Annotated in this window: 24 protein-coding genes and 4 pseudogenes; 5 read left to right on the top strand and 23 right to left on the bottom strand. The window is 22.2% G+C overall.

What is annotated here, in order from left to right; translation table 4 throughout:
• Positions 1-2: 2 nt before the first annotated feature.
• On the bottom strand, positions 3-500 hold the full coding sequence (locus tag AAHH39_RS03750; protein WP_342218885.1) for a UPF0236 family transposase-like protein: 498 nt from the start codon (positions 498-500) through the stop codon (positions 3-5).
• Positions 469-1,125: a UPF0236 family transposase-like protein gene (locus tag AAHH39_RS03745; RefSeq protein ID WP_342218884.1), complete on the bottom strand. Its 657-nt coding sequence runs from the start codon at positions 1,123-1,125 to the stop codon at positions 469-471. The genes AAHH39_RS03750 and AAHH39_RS03745 overlap by 32 nt, the downstream gene beginning before the upstream one ends.
• Before the next feature lie 476 nt (positions 1,126-1,601).
• On the opposite strand from AAHH39_RS03745, the gene AAHH39_RS03740 reads away from it, so the two are divergent.
• A complete protein-coding gene (locus AAHH39_RS03740; protein ID WP_342218883.1) occupies positions 1,602-1,883 on the top strand; it encodes a hypothetical protein in 282 nt (93 codons plus the stop codon).
• On the opposite strand, the gene AAHH39_RS03735 is transcribed toward AAHH39_RS03740, so the two are convergent.
• The 6 genes from AAHH39_RS03735 to AAHH39_RS03710 all read right to left on the bottom strand — a co-directional run bounded on the left by AAHH39_RS03735 (position 1,880) and on the right by AAHH39_RS03710 (position 10,609).
• Complete coding sequence (locus AAHH39_RS03735) at positions 1,880-3,907, bottom strand: hypothetical protein (protein ID WP_342218882.1); 2,028 nt, start codon at positions 3,905-3,907, stop codon at positions 1,880-1,882. The two genes, AAHH39_RS03740 and AAHH39_RS03735, sit on opposite strands and share 4 nt — an antisense overlap.
• A complete protein-coding gene (locus tag AAHH39_RS03730) occupies positions 3,855-5,099 on the bottom strand; it encodes a hypothetical protein (protein WP_342218881.1) in 1,245 nt (414 codons plus the stop codon). Before AAHH39_RS03730 ends, AAHH39_RS03735 begins: the two co-directional genes overlap by 53 nt.
• Positions 5,100-5,244: 145 nt before the next feature.
• The gene (locus AAHH39_RS03725; protein ID WP_342218880.1) at positions 5,245-7,308 is read right to left on the bottom strand and encodes a hypothetical protein; all 2,064 of its coding nucleotides are present in this window, start codon (positions 7,306-7,308) and stop codon (positions 5,245-5,247) included.
• A gap of 3 nt (positions 7,309-7,311) precedes the next feature.
• Positions 7,312-9,009, bottom strand: coding sequence for a hypothetical protein (locus AAHH39_RS03720; RefSeq protein WP_342218879.1), 1,698 nt, complete (start codon positions 9,007-9,009; stop codon positions 7,312-7,314).
• A 16-nt stretch (positions 9,010-9,025) separates the two neighbouring features.
• Positions 9,026-10,216 carry a hypothetical protein gene (locus AAHH39_RS03715; protein WP_342218878.1) on the bottom strand — a complete coding sequence of 397 codons (1,191 nt, stop codon included), beginning with the start codon at positions 10,214-10,216 and terminating at the stop codon, positions 9,026-9,028.
• An 18-nt stretch (positions 10,217-10,234) separates the two neighbouring features.
• Positions 10,235-10,609 carry a hypothetical protein gene (locus AAHH39_RS03710; RefSeq protein ID WP_342218877.1) on the bottom strand — a complete coding sequence of 125 codons (375 nt, stop codon included), beginning with the start codon at positions 10,607-10,609 and terminating at the stop codon, positions 10,235-10,237.
• 186 nt (positions 10,610-10,795) lie between these two features.
• Between AAHH39_RS03710 and AAHH39_RS03705 the strand changes: the two genes are divergently transcribed.
• Complete coding sequence (locus AAHH39_RS03705) at positions 10,796-11,137, top strand: transposase family protein (RefSeq protein WP_342218876.1); 342 nt, start codon at positions 10,796-10,798, stop codon at positions 11,135-11,137.
• Positions 11,138-11,148: 11 nt separating this feature from the next.
• The gene (locus AAHH39_RS03700; RefSeq protein ID WP_342218875.1) at positions 11,149-11,643 is read left to right on the top strand and encodes a transposase family protein; all 495 of its coding nucleotides are present in this window, start codon (positions 11,149-11,151) and stop codon (positions 11,641-11,643) included.
• Positions 11,644-11,763: 120 nt separating this feature from the next.
• Here AAHH39_RS03700 and AAHH39_RS03695 read toward each other — a convergent pair whose 3' ends face one another.
• The 11 genes from AAHH39_RS03695 to AAHH39_RS03645 form a co-directional block, all read right to left on the bottom strand.
• Entirely contained in the window at positions 11,764-11,952 is a 189-nt protein-coding gene (locus AAHH39_RS03695) for a hypothetical protein (RefSeq protein ID WP_342218874.1), read from the bottom strand.
• Positions 11,953-11,970: 18 nt separating this feature from the next.
• Entirely contained in the window at positions 11,971-12,159 is a 189-nt protein-coding gene (locus tag AAHH39_RS03690; protein WP_342218873.1) for a hypothetical protein, read from the bottom strand.
• Positions 12,160-12,176: 17 nt separating this feature from the next.
• Complete coding sequence (locus tag AAHH39_RS03685) at positions 12,177-13,007, bottom strand: hypothetical protein (protein ID WP_342218872.1); 831 nt, start codon at positions 13,005-13,007, stop codon at positions 12,177-12,179.
• A gap of 12 nt (positions 13,008-13,019) precedes the next feature.
• Positions 13,020-13,256 carry a hypothetical protein gene (locus AAHH39_RS03680; protein ID WP_342218203.1) on the bottom strand — a complete coding sequence of 79 codons (237 nt, stop codon included), beginning with the start codon at positions 13,254-13,256 and terminating at the stop codon, positions 13,020-13,022.
• 210 nt (positions 13,257-13,466) lie between these two features.
• Complete coding sequence (locus AAHH39_RS03675) at positions 13,467-13,592, bottom strand: hypothetical protein (protein WP_338956665.1); 126 nt, start codon at positions 13,590-13,592, stop codon at positions 13,467-13,469.
• A 137-nt stretch (positions 13,593-13,729) separates the two neighbouring features.
• Complete coding sequence (locus AAHH39_RS03670) at positions 13,730-14,023, bottom strand: hypothetical protein (RefSeq protein ID WP_342218871.1); 294 nt, start codon at positions 14,021-14,023, stop codon at positions 13,730-13,732.
• Complete coding sequence (locus AAHH39_RS03665) at positions 14,013-14,450, bottom strand: hypothetical protein (RefSeq protein ID WP_342218870.1); 438 nt, start codon at positions 14,448-14,450, stop codon at positions 14,013-14,015. Before AAHH39_RS03665 ends, AAHH39_RS03670 begins: the two co-directional genes overlap by 11 nt.
• Before the next feature lie 3 nt (positions 14,451-14,453).
• Positions 14,454-14,861 carry a hypothetical protein gene (locus tag AAHH39_RS03660; protein ID WP_342218869.1) on the bottom strand — a complete coding sequence of 136 codons (408 nt, stop codon included), beginning with the start codon at positions 14,859-14,861 and terminating at the stop codon, positions 14,454-14,456.
• 16 nt (positions 14,862-14,877) lie between these two features.
• Complete coding sequence (locus AAHH39_RS03655; protein ID WP_342218868.1) at positions 14,878-15,033, bottom strand: hypothetical protein; 156 nt, start codon at positions 15,031-15,033, stop codon at positions 14,878-14,880.
• Between the two features lie 870 nt (positions 15,034-15,903).
• Positions 15,904-16,821 carry a hypothetical protein gene (locus AAHH39_RS03650; protein ID WP_342218867.1) on the bottom strand — a complete coding sequence of 306 codons (918 nt, stop codon included), beginning with the start codon at positions 16,819-16,821 and terminating at the stop codon, positions 15,904-15,906.
• Positions 16,803-17,783: a hypothetical protein gene (locus tag AAHH39_RS03645; RefSeq protein ID WP_342218866.1), complete on the bottom strand. Its 981-nt coding sequence runs from the start codon at positions 17,781-17,783 to the stop codon at positions 16,803-16,805. Before AAHH39_RS03645 ends, AAHH39_RS03650 begins: the two co-directional genes overlap by 19 nt.
• Positions 17,784-17,799: 16 nt before the next feature.
• Between AAHH39_RS03645 and AAHH39_RS03640 the strand changes: the two genes are divergently transcribed.
• Both AAHH39_RS03640 and AAHH39_RS03635 read left to right on the top strand, forming a co-directional pair.
• A complete protein-coding gene (locus tag AAHH39_RS03640) occupies positions 17,800-18,192 on the top strand; it encodes a hypothetical protein (RefSeq protein ID WP_342218865.1) in 393 nt (130 codons plus the stop codon).
• A gap of 521 nt (positions 18,193-18,713) precedes the next feature.
• Complete coding sequence (locus AAHH39_RS03635) at positions 18,714-18,974, top strand: hypothetical protein (protein ID WP_342218864.1); 261 nt, start codon at positions 18,714-18,716, stop codon at positions 18,972-18,974.
• Here AAHH39_RS03635 and AAHH39_RS03630 read toward each other — a convergent pair.
• The 4 pseudogenes from AAHH39_RS03630 to AAHH39_RS03620 form a co-directional block, all read right to left on the bottom strand.
• Positions 18,946-19,425 (bottom strand): annotated as a pseudogene (locus AAHH39_RS03630) (IS5 family transposase); the annotation flags it as partial. The gene AAHH39_RS03635 and the pseudogene AAHH39_RS03630 overlap by 29 nt on opposite strands.
• An 80-nt stretch (positions 19,426-19,505) precedes the next feature.
• Positions 19,506-19,622: pseudogene (locus tag AAHH39_RS13275) on the bottom strand (IS30 family transposase); the annotation flags it as partial.
• A 62-nt stretch (positions 19,623-19,684) separates the two neighbouring features.
• Positions 19,685-19,906 (bottom strand): annotated as a pseudogene (locus AAHH39_RS03625) (transposase); the annotation flags it as partial.
• Between the two features lie 489 nt (positions 19,907-20,395).
• A pseudogene (locus AAHH39_RS03620) lies at positions 20,396-20,867 on the bottom strand (IS5 family transposase); the annotation flags it as partial.
• Between the last annotated feature and the right edge of the window lie 158 nt (positions 20,868-21,025).

Here is a 21,025-nt window from a genome sequence, read left to right as displayed (position 1 = left end):
AATTATGTTTCTAAATTTATTTTATTACACTTAAAAATAACCATTTTTATATAAATAAAAATACTATATGTTCTATTAACAATCATTTCTTTTAAAACATGTCAAATATTTGTTTCGGTAAAACAGCCAATATTTCACTTTGTACTTTGATTAACAATACCTTTTTTATTATTTTTAAAATACTGTTTTTTTAATTTTTTATGATTATCTAATTCTTTATATAAATAATCAATTAATTGTTCATATTGACCATTATTAATTAAATTTTTACAATGATTATATTCTTTTACATACTTTCCTTTATTTCCGGCCATTATTCCAAGATATAATGTTCTAATTAAATGGAATTTATCTAAAATAAACTCAGTACCAAGATAATCTGCTATATCTTTAATTCACCCTGCACTATCACCACAAATAATGATTTTTGCTTGTTCAACATTTTCATAAAATTTTTGACAATGTTCTTTAATAAATTCAGCAGTTTTTTTTAACTCCAATTACTGTTCTTGTTGGTCTTATAATTGCTTTTACTCTTTTATTTTGTACTTTGTGATTAATATTGTCTGTATATGTTGTTATTAATCTCATAGAGTGTTTTATACCTTTACGTTTAAAATCTCAAAACTTTCGATGTCCATCATCAATTGCTACAAAAATAGGTTGATTTTTTTCTAACTTTACTTTTATTGGACTTGCTTCAATTACTTCTAAATTTTTAAAAACTCTATGAACAGTACTAACACTAATACCTGCTTTTTTACAAATATCACAAATATCATGATATCTTTTTCCGTCAGCAAAATATTCAATAATAGTTTGTTCAACATCTTCACCAATTCTCTTATATTTAGGTAATTCTAGTCATTCATCAACTAAACAAACACGAACTCATTTTTGTAATTTTTCATCAAAATATTCATAAATTCTTCTTTTATAAGTTACTAATCCATACATTATTTTTCTTGTTCGATATTGATAATCAACAATTTTATATTTCTTTTTATCTCTTGTTTTAAATATTCTTCAATCTCATTTTTCTCATTTCTTTGTTATATGTTCTAAAACTAATTTATCAATTTTTGCATTTTGTTCTCTAAAATTTCATTTATAATTAAAATTCATATTAAATTCTCCTAATCTGTTTTTTGTACTAATTATTAATTTTAAATTTATTAAATTTAAAGTGTTAAAATATGGTAAATTAAATTAATAATCTATTTTTGTTTTATTTTATCCATAATAATCCATATAATAATGTAATTATGATTAAAATAATGACTTGTCAAAAAAAGTACTTTCATATTTTCCGTATAATAAACAAGTTACATATAATTAATAGTATAGGTATCGCAAAATAAACAACTTTAATTTAGGCGTTATTTTGCGTTTAAAAGCGTACTTGTAAAAATAAGTAAATAAATAGAATTATATTAAAAAATATATACACTTATATATAGAATGTATAGTTTAGAAAATGAGATTTAAAAAAATAATAGAATTTTTACAATTAATAAAAAATTAAATTAAAAAAATAATTTTTCTTTTTAATTATTTTTTATATTTTGTAATAACACTATTGCAAAAAAGGGGGAATATAGTTGAAAAAATGAATAAAAATAAATTTGAGTAAAATAACATTAGCATTAACTGGTACCACAACTGGAACAATAGGATTAATCATGGGAGGGATACTTACTCATGAAAATAATAGATTTAATCATTATGAAAAGCCAGACCATACAATAGTATTATGTAATGCTCCAATATGAGTTAATATGTATAATGGTTCCTATTATTCTTTATATTGCTTAAATAAAAAGTTACATGATGTGGATATTAAATGAGATGGAAAATATTGAAAAGATTATTTTGATAATTAAATTTCTAAATTTATATAAGAAATATTTTCATTATATTTATCAAATAAATTAATATTAGTTAAATTGATGTTTTGTTTATCAGTAATTAAAATTAAATCATAATTTCCAGCACCAAATATACAACTAATTTCAATCCGATTTAAGTTATTAATCGGATTTTCAATTTGCAATTCAAATTCACTATTAGTATCAATTTGTGCGATTTCTTTATAAAATTCTAATTTAGAAAATAATTGAGATTTGTTTGAACCATATAAATTTAAAGCATTAGTAATTTTAGTTTTATCAATAATTGTTTTTGTAAAATATTTCCCATATTCACCATTTCCTAATGTTCAATCTGCCGGAATTAATGACGGAATATTATTACTTTCTAATTCATTTGTAATAGATAATCAGTTAAATTGATTATCATCTAGTTTAAATAATTCATTTTGGCTAATATCATTATTTTTTAATTTAATATTATTCATATCTGTAAAATCAAAATATTCAGATTTTAATATAACTTTTGCATCTTTAAATTGTCAAATATCATCATTAGTAGGATGTATTGGATTTGATTTTAATTCAAAATAATAAGGTAATAATATTTTATTATCATCATTTAAACCTTTATTAATAGACATTGTTGAATAAATATTATTTGATAACATAATAATTAGTTGTTTAAATATTTTCACTTGTTCTAAATTAATATAATTAGGATAATCTAATTTTCACTGTCTAAATAAGTTAGTTATTACTTCATCGGGTTTTTGATTTTCAAATTTTCCTCTTAATATGTCCATTTTATTTGGTGATTTAGTTGGATCTAATGATGCACCTTCAAAATTTCTATTGTAAGTATACGTATAAGTTAGCATATCTAATAATACTTTTTGTAAACTATCAACTGTTGGTGCATCTTGTATTTCAACTTCAATATCATCAAATTTATTATTAGTTGCAACATATTGATAAAATTGACTTTCACCTGGAAAATTTCAAACTTCTTTATCTTTTAATTCCTTTTGTTTTTTCAATGGTCACTGACCATTTCAAACAGTACCCATTTCATATCCTAATCAAGCATGAGTTACTCTTGCATTATTAATAATTTCTTTTCTTGTTTCAGTTCCACCACCAATAGCAATTAAATCTAAAACTGATTTTTCTTGTCCTATAAATTGCTTTGCTAAATTTCATGGTAATATTTGTTCACTAAATCATTGTTGTAATATTCTAACTTTTGGTTGAGTTTCAATAGGCATTGATAACAGTGGAAATGCTATCTTATCTTTGACAAATAACTTTGGGTATACTTCCATATTGTCAACTTCACCAAGTACCTTTATATTACCGAAAATCATACTTCTAGGTGCTTTAATTTTTAAACCAGTAACTTTGATATCTTTGTCTAATGGTTTTTGTAATTTAATAATAATTGGATAACCATCTCTTGTTTTAAAATCTTTAATTTTAATAATAGTTATACTTTTAGTACTTCTTGTTTTTGGATTTTGATAAGGTTGTGAATAGTTATTAATAATATATAAATTATCAATATTATTTTCTGTTAAAGGTTCATTAATAGATACTGCATATAACTTAAATTGATTTAATAAATTTATCTCTTGAAAAATTAAATTTTTAATATCAGTCATACTATATTCAATAGTATTATCATTAATGTTTGTGCTAGCTCTTTGATTTAATTGCATAGTAAAGTCTGATGTTTCAACAGCAATAGTTTTTAATACTTTATCAATATCAATAAAACCGATTTTAATAGTATTTGCTGAAAATTTTAAACTATTATTTTCATTATTTTTAAATAAACGTTCAATTTCATAAATATAAATTGTTCTTTTTTTAAATTCATCGTATGCTCTATTAATATCAGGGTCACTAGTAGCACCCATCATATTAGTAAAATCAAAAGGAATATTATCTATTAAATAATCATTTTCTACTTTTGCTTGATTAAGTTTAGTTTGTTTCTGTTTCTGTGGAAATTTGGTTTGTGGTTTGTTGTTGTCCATTGTTTTCTCCTATTAATTGGTTATTTTCGGGATTAAATAATTTTAGTTTAACTGTTAAATTATTAATTTCTTGATCATCACTAATATTAAATGTTTGACTATTTAATAAGTCTTTATCTACCTTTACTAATAATTGAATAAATTTAAGAATATCAATATTAAATTGTCATAATTTTTGTTCAATATAATTAATGGTTGAAATATTTACTGCTGTACTTTCGGGAACTGATTGTTGTGCGGATTTTTTTTGGCTTGGTATATGAATACCACAACGTTTAAATATTTCATTAACATTTCAATCGTATATATCAGTTAAATTCTTACCTTTAAAATTACTACTTGTCATATTAATATTTTCATTTTTTTCATTATTATCACCAGTAGTTTTTCAAATATAGTTTTTAGTAACTAATATTCTTACTGCTTCTTCCATTGAAGATTGAACATTACCATAAGTTTGGTCAAAAATAAATTTAGGTGAGTTTAAAATACTATCTAAAACAATTTGTTCATAAATAACATCTAGTGCTTTAATTTTATCCATTACTTTATCACAATCTGCTAATTCATTTGCTTTATTTCTCATAATTACTATTGGTATATAGTTAATATTTAATGTTTGTTCTTGTGATAAATTAGGATTATTAATATATGATTTAAAATCTAATTTAGTTTGTTTTTTAGTATCATTAATATTATAAATTGCACGATTAATTGTTACTTGTTTATTATTTAATGTATAAACTTCAAATAATCTTACAGTTTGTGCATTTTGTTCATAATTATCATAAAAAATAGCACATTCAATTAATTTACCAGTAATATCATAAACTCTTTGTTGGATATCTATTACTTGAAAATATAAATTATCATTAGCAATATAAATTAAATAACCACTAATTCCTAATTTACTTAACTTAAAAATAGAATTTCAGTTTTTTCTATAAAATTCTTGTTGAATTAAATATTTTTTAATAGTTTCATTATTAATTTCTAATGGAGCATTATATAAATTAGCATTATTTTCTGCTACAAAATCAGTAAAATAAGTTTCATGGTTAAAATCATTAAAACCAAAATAATTTAAAATAGAAGCATGTGTACTTTTATTTTTATTAGTTAAAAATTTTAATTTTTCATTTTGATTATCATTAATATTTGTTTTATCTTTTCTTTTAAATAAACTTAGCATAATATTCAGCACCTTTCTTTAAAATATTTGATTAATTTTTAATATAATTTTTATAATAAAAAATATAATTAAACCAGCAGTTGCAGATGATAGAATTACTCCAATTAAACCTAATATAATCTTTATAATTTTAAAAAACATAATATTATTCCTGTAATTCTTGTAATTTTCAAAAATTACCATCATTGCTATTTCTATATCATGAAATTTTATATTTATTAATTATTATTACTAAATGTGAAAGAATTCCATTAACTCAATGTGGTAAATTAATTCATAAATCATTATAAGTTGTTTCGTTTAAATACTTTCAATAAAATTCACTTATTAAAGTTGGATATTTACCAATTAAACCAGTACTTCTTTTATCACTAACATCATAAAATATTCTATAATGTGTATCTGGTTTTAATTCATAAATAATTGTTTCTCTATCTTGTGAAAATGCTACATCTTTTCAATTTGAACCACTTGGACTGGGCTGTGGTTGTTTTTCTAATATTTCATTAATTGCTTGTAATAATTTTTTATTTTGAGTTTTTAATAATTTATATTCATTATTTTCTAATAAATCCTTACAAAGTAATGAATTTTCTTTATCATTTAATGAAACTTCATTTGTTTCAGTATTATATTTAAAATAATCATTTGAAAATTTTTTATCTTTTATTTTTTGTTTTAATTCATTAATAGCACCAACAATAGTTTTATTAGTAGTTTCTAAATTAGGATTTTCAATACCAAGAGCATTTACAGTAAAAGCATATGAAAATTTATCTATATCTAGTTTATCTTCTAATTTTTTATCTACTTCTGGTTTTGTATAATAATTATTTGGATCAACTTCGCCACTAGTAGCACTAATAACATTATCTTTAATAGTAATATTAGTACCCGCAGTTAATTTATCTTGTTTTTTATCTAATAAGTCATTAGTTTCTTGTTTTGTATAATAATCACGTTCAGCACTTTCTTCTATAATAAATTCAGTTGGCGTTCCTTTTCCAATATATTGATATAAAAGAATAGAAGTAGATGTATAATTATCATTATTAGAGAAAACAGTAATATTATTTCCTTCCTTAGTAAATAATAATTGTATTTTTACATTATCATTTACATTTAACTCATCTAATTTAATAGTTTTTTGTGTTGTTCTTTGAATTTCACCACCTAGATTAAATATAGTTTTTTTATCCCAATATATATAATTATCAGTAGGATTACTAGGTGGTTGATAAATATAACCTCATATTACTAAATATGTTTTACCAAATTCATTACTAGGGATAAAAGAATCCATTTTTTTTCATAAAGGACTAGTTGCAATATTAAATCAATTATTTTTAATATTATTGATACTTTCATTTGCGTTAGTTAAATCATTATTTAATTTGGTAATTTCATTTTCATTTGTAGTAATTCGTTTTTGTTGTTTAGCAGAAAAATCACAAGTTGGAGCATGTGTATAATCACCAATTTGCGGATTATTTTGTAATGATTCGGGTGGCAATGTTCCAATTTCATCTGGTCAATCTAAAATCATTGTTTCAGTTTTTGGGTCATATTCAGTTGCTACATAACCTTTATTTATAAAGTTTGTAACACGACCCCTATATATCTCATTTTCATTATCATCAATTAAATCATCATATAATTTCATTTGTTTTGATAATGTAAATTCTTTTTGTTCTTTAATTAATTCATCAACTTGATTTCTAGTATAAAATGCTTGTAAGTCAATTTTTTCAATATCTATTTCATCTTGATTATAACTTAAAAATACTTGTTTTAATTCTGTTAATCTTGCTCATATTTTCATTCTACTTGGTGCTAAATCTCAAACATTAATTGTTGGAATACTACTTGCACTAAATTGATTACCATTATTAAATTGAATAGTTGCATCAACATTAAATTCAATTGGTGTACGATTAAATACTCAATGTTCAACCATTACATAAACCATATCTCTTAATGTTTCTTTAATTAATTCATCTTTAAAACTATCAAAAGGAAATTTAGATAAAATAAAATCAAGATAAGCATTAATATCATTTTGAGCGCGAATAGCAAAAGTTATAAATCAATTCCTAACATTAGGTCATGTATTTATATATTGTGGTGGTGTTTCTGTAATTTTTCCAGTTAATGGATATCAGTTATTATAATTTTCAAGACTGACATCAGTTCAAAGTTTATTAATCATAATTTATCATTCCTTTAAAAATGCTTTTTTATAATGTTTAGTTTTTGTTTTAGTTTTTCTATGTGCAATATGAATAACTTCTTTTTGTAATTTCTTTTTCCCTTTTTCTACAACTTGACTATATGCAAATTTTTCTAAATGATGTAATAGTCCAGTACCAAATAAAGTATTAACTGAAAATTTTAAACCAACACTTTTAAATAATTTATTAATATTTTCAATAGGATTATTAATAACATTCACTACTTTATGATAAGTTCTTATTATTCTAAATATTTCTCTATATACTTTAAAACTATCTCTAATTACTTGTTGCACCACTGGTGGAGCAAATGCTATTGCTTTTAATCATTTATTACGATTAACACCATAACCAATATATCAACCACTATATCATCTATATCAGTGAAATGGATGTATTTGAGTAACAAAAGTTTCTGCTTTAATAATACTATCAACAACTGTAATTGGTTTATATTTAGGGTTGCGATGATAAATAGTAATTGCACATTTACTTAATGATAAAGGTTGAATTTTACAACCCATAAATACTGGTGAATTTAATGGAATTAATTGTGCATGTTTAATTGCTTTTTTCTCAGCACTAGTAAATAAATTTGTTGCTTTTTCTTTTAATTTATTAATTTTTTCAAATGCTTGTTTTTCTAACTTTTCAAATTTTTCTTGTAATTTATATATACTTTCTCGTAATTTTTCAAAATATGGAGTATCTTTTCAAAATTTATTTAAACCTTTTTTTAAATAAAATCTAATATCAAAATATTTAAAAGTTTGATTTGCTTTTAAAACAAATTTATGAATAGTACTATTTTTAAAATTAAATTTAATAGCATTTGCACGAATTTTTTGTAAATCTAAAATTAAAGATTTACCATATCTATTCTCTGTATGTATTGTATGAACTAAATTTAATCAATCATGTTGGTTCATTTTTAATACTTCTTTTAATTCAGTATTATATTTTTTTAAAAAGTTATTTGCTTTTTCAATATCTTTAATTTTAAACTTTGGAGTTAATTGTGGACTTAATTTTATTAATGTATTTTGTAATGATAAATATTCTTTTATTTGTTGTGATTTTAAAGATTTAAAATTATTTTTAAATTGTTTTTCAGCAACATAACCTAAATTTTGTGTTATTGTTTCACGATTAGGTGCCAAACTATAATTAAATAAATAACGTTTATTACCAATGATTTTATCTGTTAAAATTTCTTTTCCACTTACTTGACTAATAATTTCTTGTAAATTTTTTGCTTCTTTAACACCAATTTGTTCTAATGTTTTAGTTTTTTGTGCTAACTTAATAAATTTAGTAGTACGATAACCACGACTAATTTTATTAATTCCAACAAATGCAGGTAATATATTAAAAAAAGTATTTAATGGTGTTACATTTCCTTTTAAATAATCATAAACTTGATTAATAGTAAAATCAGTTAAAAACTCTACACCAACAGCACTAATACTAGCAATTAAATCACTTGCACCTAATCCAAGTGCTATACTTTCACTTAAACCACCAGTAAAAGGAGCAAGTGCTACTGCTATTACTTGTACACCAATCATTTCTAAAATTTCTCATCAAAAACTTTTATTTTCTTGTTGTTTACTTATTCTAGTATGTTTTGGTTTATTTATGTTTAAAATTATTGCTGTACTAGTTGTACCAATTGGCATGATTAAATTTCCTTAATTATTTAAGAGTTATTTTAATTGGATTTGTTGAACCTTTATAATTTGGGTCATTTATATTTGTTCTAATCACTACATATAAATCACCAGTTTTTTGTTTATTATTACTAATAATGTTTTTACCTTGTTCATCACTAAAATATTTAATAGTTGGATTTTCTAAACTTGGATTTAAACTATTAATTTCTTTTGCATATAAAATATTGTTATCTAATTCTTTATTAGTTTTATCTGTTTTTGCAGTAGGATTATTTATTGTTAAAGATGTAATTTTAGATTTTAAATCATTTTTTACTTCACTTTTAATTACTCCACATAACATTCAACGTGATGTTGTTTCTTTTTTTGACATATAAGGAATTGATTGACCAAATACTTCGCCACCAACTAAATAGGTTCTTCCAACTTTACCGTCTGCAACTTGTTGTAAATAAATAACTGTATTTTGTAACATATATCTTTTCATTGCTTTTGGTGTTGCTAAAATAAAATTCATTATTTCATCTTCATTTTTATCATTTGTAAATGTCATATAATCATCTAATACAATTTGACATAATACACCTTTTACATATAAATCATTTCCATTTAAACGTAATTGTTGTGCTAATTCATTATCAGTAATTATTCCTTTATTATCTGCTAAATAAACTAAACTATCATAAAGATTATTGGTAATAAAAAATTTACAATTTGTACTATTTCTTAATTGAAATAAAGTATTTCATGCAGATAACATTGCTTTTAAATATCCAATTGGTGTTGTATCAGTGATTGTTACTTTTGTAGCAAATTGAGATATTATATTAGTATCATCATTTGCTAATTTATCTGTTAAATCATTAGCAACTTCATATTGCATACTATCTAATAAATTTTGTCCATTTTCAGCATTTAAGTCAATATTTGCAATTGTTTCACCAGCAAGATATGATTTTTCAATTATTTTTTCAATTTTATCAGTAGTAGCATATCCAACATCATATCTTTTGCTTTTGTCATCTCATAAAATAACTTTAACTTTTGGGTCTTTTGGTAATTTAATAATAAATTCTATTTTTGTAGAGTTAACCATTTCAATTGGAAAAAAGTTTGCTCATGGACTATTTGATTGTTTAAAAAATTCTATGAATTCTGGTGCTTCAACTAATTTTTCTGTGTTATTTAAGTTTGTTTGAATATTAATTGGCATTTTATATATTTTCCTTTCTTATAATTTATTTTTATTTTTATAATTTAATAAAGAATTAATTTTAATTGGTATTTGATTTGTTAATATTGTTTCTTGTTTACCACCTGTATTAATTGGTTCTTTAAATACTGGTTGTTCTTTAATAATTTTTTTAATAGTATCTTCTATTTTTGAATTTTCTATATCATTTGTTTTAAACTTTAAATAATCATAAAATTCATTTTTAATTTGATATTTTTTAAATATATTAATAATTTCTTTTTCTTTAATTTCTTGATTAATTTTATTTAATTTATTTTCCGCTTCATTAATTTTATTTTCTATTTCTTGTGAAGCATTATTTTCAGTTAAAGGTTCAGTTTTTTGTTGTACATTAGTTTCATTTTCTAACATTTAACATTCTCCTAATCTTATCCTAACAATCAATCTTTAACTAATTGTGGCATTTCACTTATTAATTTTTTATAATCATTAACTGCATTTTCTAATATTTCAATATTAGACTTACTGCATAACTAGTTAACTTTTCATTTTTTTGTTATTATTAAAATAAAAGTTGAATAGTTAAGGATAAATTTTATGACATATTTTGAATTAAAAGATAAATCGGATCAATATTTTCGTAAAATAGTTGGTATTAATAAACTAGTTTTTAATGAAATTTTAAATATTTTATTAGATCATCAAAAGCTAAAAATTACCATTGGTGGAAGACCATATAAAATGTCAATAGAAGATAGACAAGTAATGACTTTAAGATATTTATATGAAAATCGTACATATCATAGTATTGGCGCTGAGTATAATATGGTTGATACTACTGCTTTACGAAATATTCGTTCAATTGAAGACATTTTAATAAAAAATAATAACTTTAATAATTTAACAAATAAAAATATTCTTTTTAAAAAGAAGAATTAAAAAATAAAATTTTGATAATTGATGTAACAGAAGTAGAAACAGAACGACCAAAATATAACCAAAAAGATTGATTTTCTGGTAAAAAATGAATGCATACTGTTAAGTTTCAAACCATAATTAATGCACATACTAATGAAATTTTAAATATTTTTCCTGATATTGGTAAAAATCATGATTTTAAAACTTTTAAAAATTCAAAGTTAAAATTTTCACCAGAAACTATAATTATTGCAGATAAAGGTTATCAAGGTTTACAAAAAATTCATGCTAATACATTTTTACCTATTAAAACTAGTAAAAACAATCCTAAAACAAGTAAAATTAAAATTTTTAATAAGATTATTAATAAAACTCGCAGAAAAGTTGAACATGTTTTTGCGTTTTTAAAATATTTTAAAATTATTGGTTATAAATTTAGAAAAGGCAGAAAACGAATATTTTTAAGATTTAATTTAATTGCAGGATTTTATAATTTATCATTAAAACTTAAAAACGTTATGCAGTAAGTCTATTAGAAAAATTAAAACAGTTTGAAATATATAATTCAAAATCTCTATTAATTTTGATATCTTGTTTTCTATATTTTTCATTAAATTCAATTTTTGTCATATTATTTTTCTCCTCTATTATTTAATTTCTTTATTAATTTTTTCATTTAGTTTTGCTAATTTTTTTTGATGTTTTATAATTTTGTTATTTGCTCTAACATGTTTTGGAGTTGTAATAAATCTTTTTAATAAAACAATAATTTCTCGACAAAGTAATGTTCCTACACTTGTTCCAATAATAATTAATTCATGTATAAATTCTTTCATTTCAATATTTTCCTTTCATTAATTAATTTTTTGATTTGTATCTAATTCCATTACTAATATTTGATAATCTTGAATATAAGCATTTTCTAATATATGATGTTTATAATTTCTATGAAAACTAATAGCATTTTCAATTGTAGAAAATAATTTATATTTTGTTTCAATTCCATAATTAGTTTTATATTTTAATAAATAAGCATATTTCATTTTAATATTCTCCTTTTTTATAAATGATAATAATTTTCATCAAATTCTAAATTTGCATTAACATTAACTTCACTCATATTATCACTACCATATTGACTAGTTGTTTCACTATTAATTGAAAATCTATTATTATTAATTAAATGTGCTATTTCATTTGTAAATGAAGTTTCTTGCATTTCTACATCAAATTTTCTTTCCATAGGTAATAAATTATGAATAATTTCACTTGCACCAGCAAATATCGTTGGAATAGCATAAGCATTATTAAAATCATTATTAATACCCATAGCAACACCACTTGATATTAAACAACCACCAGTAGCCATATTACATATCTTTCTTATTGTTTCAAATTTATGTGGTATTAATTCTGTTAATCCTGCAATAAGATTTGAAATACCATAAGCATTTAATGAAATATAAGTATCTCAATCCATTAAATTATTAGGATTATTATTTGTACTTAATAATGGTCATGGTGGGGTTTCAGTAGTTGTTGTAGTTGTGCTTGTAGTAGTAGGAGTTATTGTTGTAGTAGGTTCTATTGGATTAGTAGTATTTTCTATTCATTTTGAATAGTTTGCTAAACCAATTGTTCCTAAACCTAATAATATTTTTTTACTACTATTAATTACTTTTGTTTTATTACTTGGTCTTTGATTTAAATTTCATATATCTAATCCTAATTTTTTACCAAATAATAAACTATTAAATGAACCTAATATTGGATTTCCTATAAGTTGGCCATAATAAGCACTTGTACGAATCATTGCTGAAATGGGACTTATTCCAGTTCTTATTAATTTTAATAAAGTATAATTTGATTGTATGTTTTCTATATTTGGCATAATTTTCTTCCTTTAATTTTCTATTTTTTTAATTCAAACTTTTACTCAACCTTGATAAACATCATTATCACCAACTATTAATGCAACATTATCTTCTGGATCAGAAATAATTATATGTTCTGATTTAACATTTGGATATTTCATTAATATAATTGCTCTAATATCATTATGAGTACGAAGTGCTTGCGGTGATGGTGTTAATATTTCAATTTCATCTTTATCACCAAATAAAGTAGGTAATATTATCATTATTTATTATCCTTTCTTATAATAAAATTCATTATTTTATAAATTAAATAATTATTATAAAAATTACAGTTTTTATAATCTTCTATTAAAGATATTAATTCTAAAATTATTTATTTCTCCTTATTTTTAGTTAAATTATTAACTATTATTTCTAAACATTTCATACATCAATTTTTACTTAATCATATTCTTTTGTTACATTTTTTACATTTATTCATTATTAAATTCACCATTAATTATTTTTTGTAATAAAATATCAAGTATTAAATCTATTTCTGTACCATTATAGAATTTTTGTTGTTTTTTAATATAATTAATTAATTTTTCTTTATTCATTTTTATTCCTTTCATTAAATTTTTATGTTTTTCAATGATTTCATTATGTTTTTTAGTTCTTCTTTATAACTATCACTTTCAATAATTTTTAAAGTTTCTTTTATTTTTTTCATGTATCATTCATTAAAATTTATTATTTATTCCTTTCATTTTTTAAATCATTTAACATTAATTGAACAAAATGCACGATTTTTAGGAATATTTAAAGTATTAAAGATTTGACCAGTTACTATAATTTCATCATTTTTGTTTAATAAAATACATCGTTTGTAAAATTTTGGATTATTAAAAATTAAAGTAACATAGTTTAATCCATTTCATTGACCACGAACAGTATAATATAATTGTTTATTACCTTTCTCATGATATTTTGCTTCAATAGTGTTACTAAGTTTTACTGTTAATTTAATGTAATTTTCTTTATTTTTCATTTTTATAATTCCTTAAATAACATTGAATATGTTTATAAGCGTCTTGTTCATGTTTTGTAAATTTTATATTTCCTTTATAATTTTCTATTTTATTTTTGTTTTTTGGTTCATTTTCATGATAATCTCAGTTCATAACATCTTGTACTAATACCATTAAAGCACCAATAACTTTTGGTGTTGCTAATGGATTAGTTAATAACTGTTTTGAACTTAAAAAGAAATTTTCAACAATAACTAATATTTTTTTATTATCAAATTGCTTTTTAATCAATGAAAAATATTTTTTAAATTGATTTTTACTTTCTAAAACAGTTTTTGCTTTAAATGTTTCATTAAAAATAATATTATTAGTTTCATTTGAATATATAACAATTCCACTTGTACCTATTCCTGCTGGATCAATACCAATAATTAAGTCATATTGCATTTATTAATCATTCCTACATCAATCACAAACATATCCATATGATTTTGAATAATCTAAATGCTCATCAATATCATAATTATCTTCATATTTTTTAATATTATGTTGTTCTGCTTCTTCTTCCGTTTTAAAATGATAAAGCATATTTATATCATCATCATTATATAATTCATCACATTCTACACATCTTTTTCTTCTCTTTTTAGTTTTATTCATAATCAAAATATCCTTTTCAATTATTTTTGCTGTTTGTTTAAGGTATTTAGGTAGTTTGTGATAACAACTATCACATATTAAATAAGGTATTGGTCAATTTTTATATTTAATAGTTTTAGTAGAATTATTAATACAATCTCATCAAACTTTATTTTTACAAATTCTTAATTCACATTTTTTATTTTCTTTTATATTCATAATTTTATTTATTTCTTTAATGTTTATTTACAGCAATTAATAAAATTATTAATCCAATTAAAGTTGAAATTGAATAAATAATTATTTTTATTTTTAATCACTTTTTTTGATGTTCTTTTACTATTTTTATTTTTTGTTCTACTTCTAATTCTTTTTTGTCTTTTTCTTCCATTTTTACTTTCTTTTCTAATATATTCTGTTGCTTTTAGCATAAAGAATATATATTTTTATTTTTAGATTATTAATACTATTAATTATATTTTTTAAGAAAAATGGGCTCAAAAATAAATTATAAAATTTTAAAAAACATTAAGGCATTCGATTCAATATTTATTTAATTTATGTTTAGTAAATTAATATTTTAATTGAACCGGCCTCGCTTAATTTTTTTTACAAGTTTTAAATTTATTTTCTCGCCCAAAAAATTTTTCAAAAAAAATAAAAAATAAAACCAACACTTACTCACTTGGTGGTGGTAAGGTTGGTTAAATAAAGAATAGAATTAATATAGTAGGTTCCCTAGTAGGTCTATATATACTAGTTTCCAATTCGCTCCCACCCCAAGAATTACCATTACTGGTTAGTATAATTTATTAGGTATCACTCCACTTATTATTTATCCATGCAAGTCCACATGTTTTGGCCACTATTTTTAACAACTGTGTTGTGGTTCACTGTTTTAATTCCCTAACACGTGTTGATAATAGTGTTAAAGAAGATTATTAATTATTAACTTTCTCCTACTTGGTCACTGCGTGTAGTAGATATTTAAAGGGTGTTAATAATAAAAATTTTAAAATTTTACAATTACAAAAAAAGACAAGATTATTTCTTGTCTTTTTCCTTGTTGATAATTTTAATTTAACTTATAAAATGTATATTTTATTTTTTTAAAATACGTCGAATATAAAAATATAAATTTAATGTTTTAAGAAAAGAGAGTAATTTTGTCTAATTTTAATGATTTTTAAAATAATTCATTTGGAAATAAGTTACTAATATGATAATTAATTATTTCGTAACTTTGACAACCGCCCTAAATTTAAATAGTAGTATTAGTTATAATATCAACTATTAAATCATTTAACAATAATCAGGAACTATTTGTGCAAGATAAATGATTATTTTTTATTTTTATTTGTTTATTTTTGATTAATTTACTAATCAGTGGCTGCTCTAGAATCTTATCACTTTTGTTAAATTTTATTCCCTTTTTTAGTAATAAACCTTGTATTAATTTTTGGATTAAAATTTCATTTGTTGATAAAATACTATTTTTTTGATTGTTATTATTAATGTTATTGCTATTAGTAATTATTATTGCTTTATCTTCTGTTTTAATATATGAAACAGCATTTGGACCAATTCCATAATAGTTTTCTAATAAACAATATGCAATAGTATATTTTGATTGATTATTAGTATCTTTACTATAACTATAGTATTCATAGTTATCATATTTGTGTTTTTTTAAGAAATTATTAATGTATCTTTTAATAGTAAGATTTTGTTTGTGATTATAACTATCATAGCTAATATGAGGTGTTTTTAATTGCATACATATTTGTAAATCATTATTAACATCAATTACTGTTTGATGAGGAAGATTATATTTTAAATCAATTGAGAAATTATTAATTTTTAAGTTAATAGCATCATTAATAATTTTTATACTTTGTTGATAATTAAATTTGTTATTTAATTGATTTTGAAAACTAATTATTTTTCAAATTAAACGATTAATTTGAAATTTGGAAAATAATTGTAGAGTTGTGAAATTAGTATTATTAATAGTACATTCAAAGTTGTATTCTTTGATAGTGGTTGTCAATGGTTTAAGTAGTATTAATAGTTGTTCTAAAAAATTAATTGGTAAAACTGACTTATTTTTGTTAGCAAGATAAATTGTTTTTAAGTTTAATTGGTATTTATTTATTATATTTATGTTCGTGCTTTTCAATGTTGTTCTTTTGCAATATTTTTATTTCCTTTTGAAGAAATTTTAGTTTTTCAAGAAGGGTAATTTTCACCTTTACTTTTTGCATTAACAATATTCATTGGATCTAGATTATATAATTCAGTTGTTCCTTGTTGACTAGTAGGACGATGTAGAACAATAGTTCAAGAGTAAGTTTCTAAGTTATCTGCTGCACTATAATCAGTGGTAAATGAATTACGAAACATTCAAGCACCACCATAATCTTTACGATATAATTTATCACTAACACCATCAATTATTTCCGCTTTTTCTCAAACAGCTTCAATTTGTTCTAATGTTCAATGGTGAGTAGTAACTTTTTGCACTTCGATTGTTTCTTTTTTTGTTTTTGTGTTTGTTTTCTCTATTATTGGTTGTGTTTCTTCAACAGTTATTGTTGTTGCTTGTTCATTAAAATTAGATGTTTCAGATTCAGAATAACTACTGTCTTTAACATCAAAACCACCTTGATTTTTTGGTTGGTAATTAGTTTCGGTATTAATATTACTTTCTGTTGTTGGTGATTTTGAATATATTGTTGTATCTTCTACACTTGTTTTTTCAACTGTTGGTTCTGAATATATTGTTGCATTTTCGATATTATCATTTATTTCTTCTTCATTTGTAATAGATTCGGATTTAAGATTAGTAAGAGTACCTGGTGTTGGTGAAACAGTTTCGGCATGATAGGCACCTTGCGTTGGTGTTTGTGATAGTTCATGATTAGTATAATGGACAGTTGCTGTTGAAGGGTTAGTAATTATTTTTTCTTGTGTTAGATCTTGCTTAAGAACAGTATTGTTAGTTTCTTGGTTTGCTATTTGTTGTTGTCCATTGTTTTGAGGTACTGGTATTGGTACGACGTTAGGAAGCGTTATCGTATCATCAACTTCTTGTTTTGCTATTACTGTTTCTTGTTTTGCTTTTGGTTTAGCAATAGGCATTAATAGTGTATTTGATTTGTATTTAGAGGTAATATTAATAATTAATCAGAGACTGTGGATTAATAAAAGTATTGCAAATAGCTCAGCCAACATTCATGGTAAAAAAGCTATTAGAAAGTTACCGGTTGTATTTATTATTTCGCCGTCTTTTTTATTAGCTAAGAAAGTAAAAGTTTTAAATCTAAAAATAAAAAATACAATAAGAAAGATAACAAATATTGCTGAAAAAATAAAACTTATTAAACAAAAAAGTGCTGATACACTATTTTTAGTTTTTAAAAAAATAAAAGGTACGACTACTAATGCTAAAGATAAACCAGAGACTATGAAAACAATAATACTTATTATATTGAAACTAATTTGTAAATTAGAATTAGGTTGTTGTGGATTATTGAATCATTTAATATAGTTATCAACTGCATCTCGACCAATAGTTGCTCATAAACCCCAACCTATCATTAAACTTGTAGTAATTAGAAGGCCATTAATAAGAATTGTTAATTTGCTATATAGACCAATACGATAAATTTTTGGTTCTTTCATTGAACTAGAATTTATTTCCCCTATCATAAAAATACCCCCAATCTATTTTTAATATACTTACTCTTTTTATAATTATATCAAATTAAAAATTAAGATAGTGTCGTGTAATTAATTGGACTGGAAAAATGAATAATATTAATATATTATTCTATTAATATTGGTTTTTTAAATAAAATGAAAGTCTTTTTATTAAATTAAAGTTTTAGAGAAAAGGAAGATAAAAAGATATGTTAAATAAAACAGTAAAATAAATAAAAATAATAATTTTCGAATAACTATGTTATTTAAATAATGAATTTATTAATAGTTAAAATATTAATTATTAATGGAGAACTTGGTCATATAATAAAATTAAATAAGATTATTAATTTGAATGGAGAAAAATTTATGAATAAAGAAAAAAGTCAAGCAAAAGTTAGTCATTTAGATAGATTAAAGTTAAAAACATTACCCAATAAAAAGTCATCTTTCTTAAAAATATTTTGAGTAGCAGCAACACAAGCATTTCGTAAAGAATTATCAACAGAAATAACTATTTCAAAGCAATTATTAGGATTAGAAAAAGAATGGTTACAATCAGTAGTATTGAATTGTATTAATAAAGATTCTAAGAACCTGTTTAGAATCTTTTTAATAAAACTGAAATAAATGAAAGAACAACCATTTGTAAACTAGTATTTAGTTTTCTTTCACAATTTTTTCATAATCTTCTGTATTTTTCTAATCAAGCAAAGCTTCGTTCTACAATTCATCTTTTTGGTAATACTACAAAAGTATGTAATTCATTACGTTTTATCACTTCAACATTTGCATTTATGATTGTTTTGATTTCAGAAGCAAATTTTTCACCAGTATAACCAGCATCTACTATTATTTTTTGAACTGCAGAAAGATTTTCTTTTTCATTTTCAATCATTATTATAGCGCTATTACGATCTGTTTTTTCTGCTGTGGTTATGTAAATTGCATGTGGTAAACCTTGAGAATCAACAACAATATGACGTTTTATGCCTGAAATCTTTTTACCAGCATCATAACCTTTATTTTCAGTAGTATCTGTATTTTTAACACTTTGCGAATCAATTATACAAAAACTAGTTTATTCTTTGCGATTATTATTGATACGAACTTTTTCTTTAATTTTGTAGAAAAGTAATGATACATGATAAAGTGTTATTTTTAGAGAATTTTTACACTAAATAATGTTACTTTTAACAAATTTTTAATTAAAAATAATATTTTAAGTGTAAATTGATGAATAATTTTTGGTCATCCATACTTTTCTACATAATTAAAAAACTTTTTTAACTAATTTTTTTTAAAATTAATTGCAATACACTAGGTTCTTTACCATTATTTTTACTTCAAATTTGAAAATAATAATATACAGTTTGTCATTTTGGAAAATTTTTTGGTAGCATTCTTCATTGACAACCACTTTTTAATACATATAAAATTGCACAAAATACTTCATATAAATCTAAACTTCTTGGTTTTGTTTTCTTTTTGCTATTTTCTAAAATTGATTTTATGTTCTCAAATTGTTCTTTGGTGACATGACTTGGATAATTTTTATGCATATATACCTCTTATTTTAAAATATATAATCATTTTACATTATTTTCGAAAAGATTCTAAACAGGTTCTTAGGTTTAGGAACAATTGGATTAGCAAATTATAGTAAATGAACTGAAAATAATATTAATCCTATTATTCCAACAACACCAACTCCAATAACTACTACAACTACAACAGAAGGTTCTCCATGATTACTATTAAATAAACAAGAAAATCAGTCATTAATGGATTGAGATACATATATTAGTTTAAATGCTTATGGTATTTCAAATCTTATTAGTGGATTAACTGAGTTAATACCTAATAAATTTGAAACAATAAGAAAAATTTTTTAATTATGTAGAAAAGTATGGATGACCAAAAATTATTCATCAATTTACACTTAAAATATTATTTTTAATTAAAAATTTGTTAAAAGTAACATTATTTAGTGTAAAAATTCTCTAAAAATAACACTTTATCATGTATCATTACTTTTCTACAAAATTAAAGGTTTTTTCTGCTGTGGTTATGTAAATTGCATGTGGTAAACCTTGAGAATCAACAACAATATGACGTTTTATGCCTGAAATCTTTTTACCAGCATCATAACCTTTATTTTCAGTAGTATCTGTATTTTTAACACTTTGCGAATCAATTATACAAAAACTAGTTTGTTCTTTGCGATTATTATTGATACGAACTTTTTTAACTAATTTTTTTTAAAATTAATTGCAATACACTAGGTTCTTTACCATTATTTTTACTTCAAATTTGAAAATAATAATATACAGTTTGTCATTTTGGAAAATTTTTTGGTAGCATTCTTCATTGACAACCACTTTTTAATACATATAAAATTGCACAAAATACTTCATATAAATCTAAACTTCTTGGTTTTGTTTTCTTTTTGCTATTTTCTAAAATTGATTTTATGTTCTCAAATTGTTCTTTGGTGACATGACTTGGATAATTTTTATGCATATATACCTCTTATTTTAAAATATATAATCATTTTACATTATTTTCGAAAAGATTCTAAACAGGTTCTAAGGAAATAATTTGAACTAAAAATATTTCTTTACCCCTTGATGAACTATGTTTATCATTTGGTATGTATAAATTAAGTGTTACTTTGAAAA

It is taken from the genome of Spiroplasma endosymbiont of Amphimallon solstitiale, assembly GCF_964030965.1.
Lineage (GTDB): Bacteria > Bacillota_I > Bacilli_A > Mycoplasmatales > VBWQ01 > Spiroplasma_E.
Note: the sequence above shows the minus strand (reverse complement) of the source record. Positions and strands in the feature narration are given on the sequence as shown.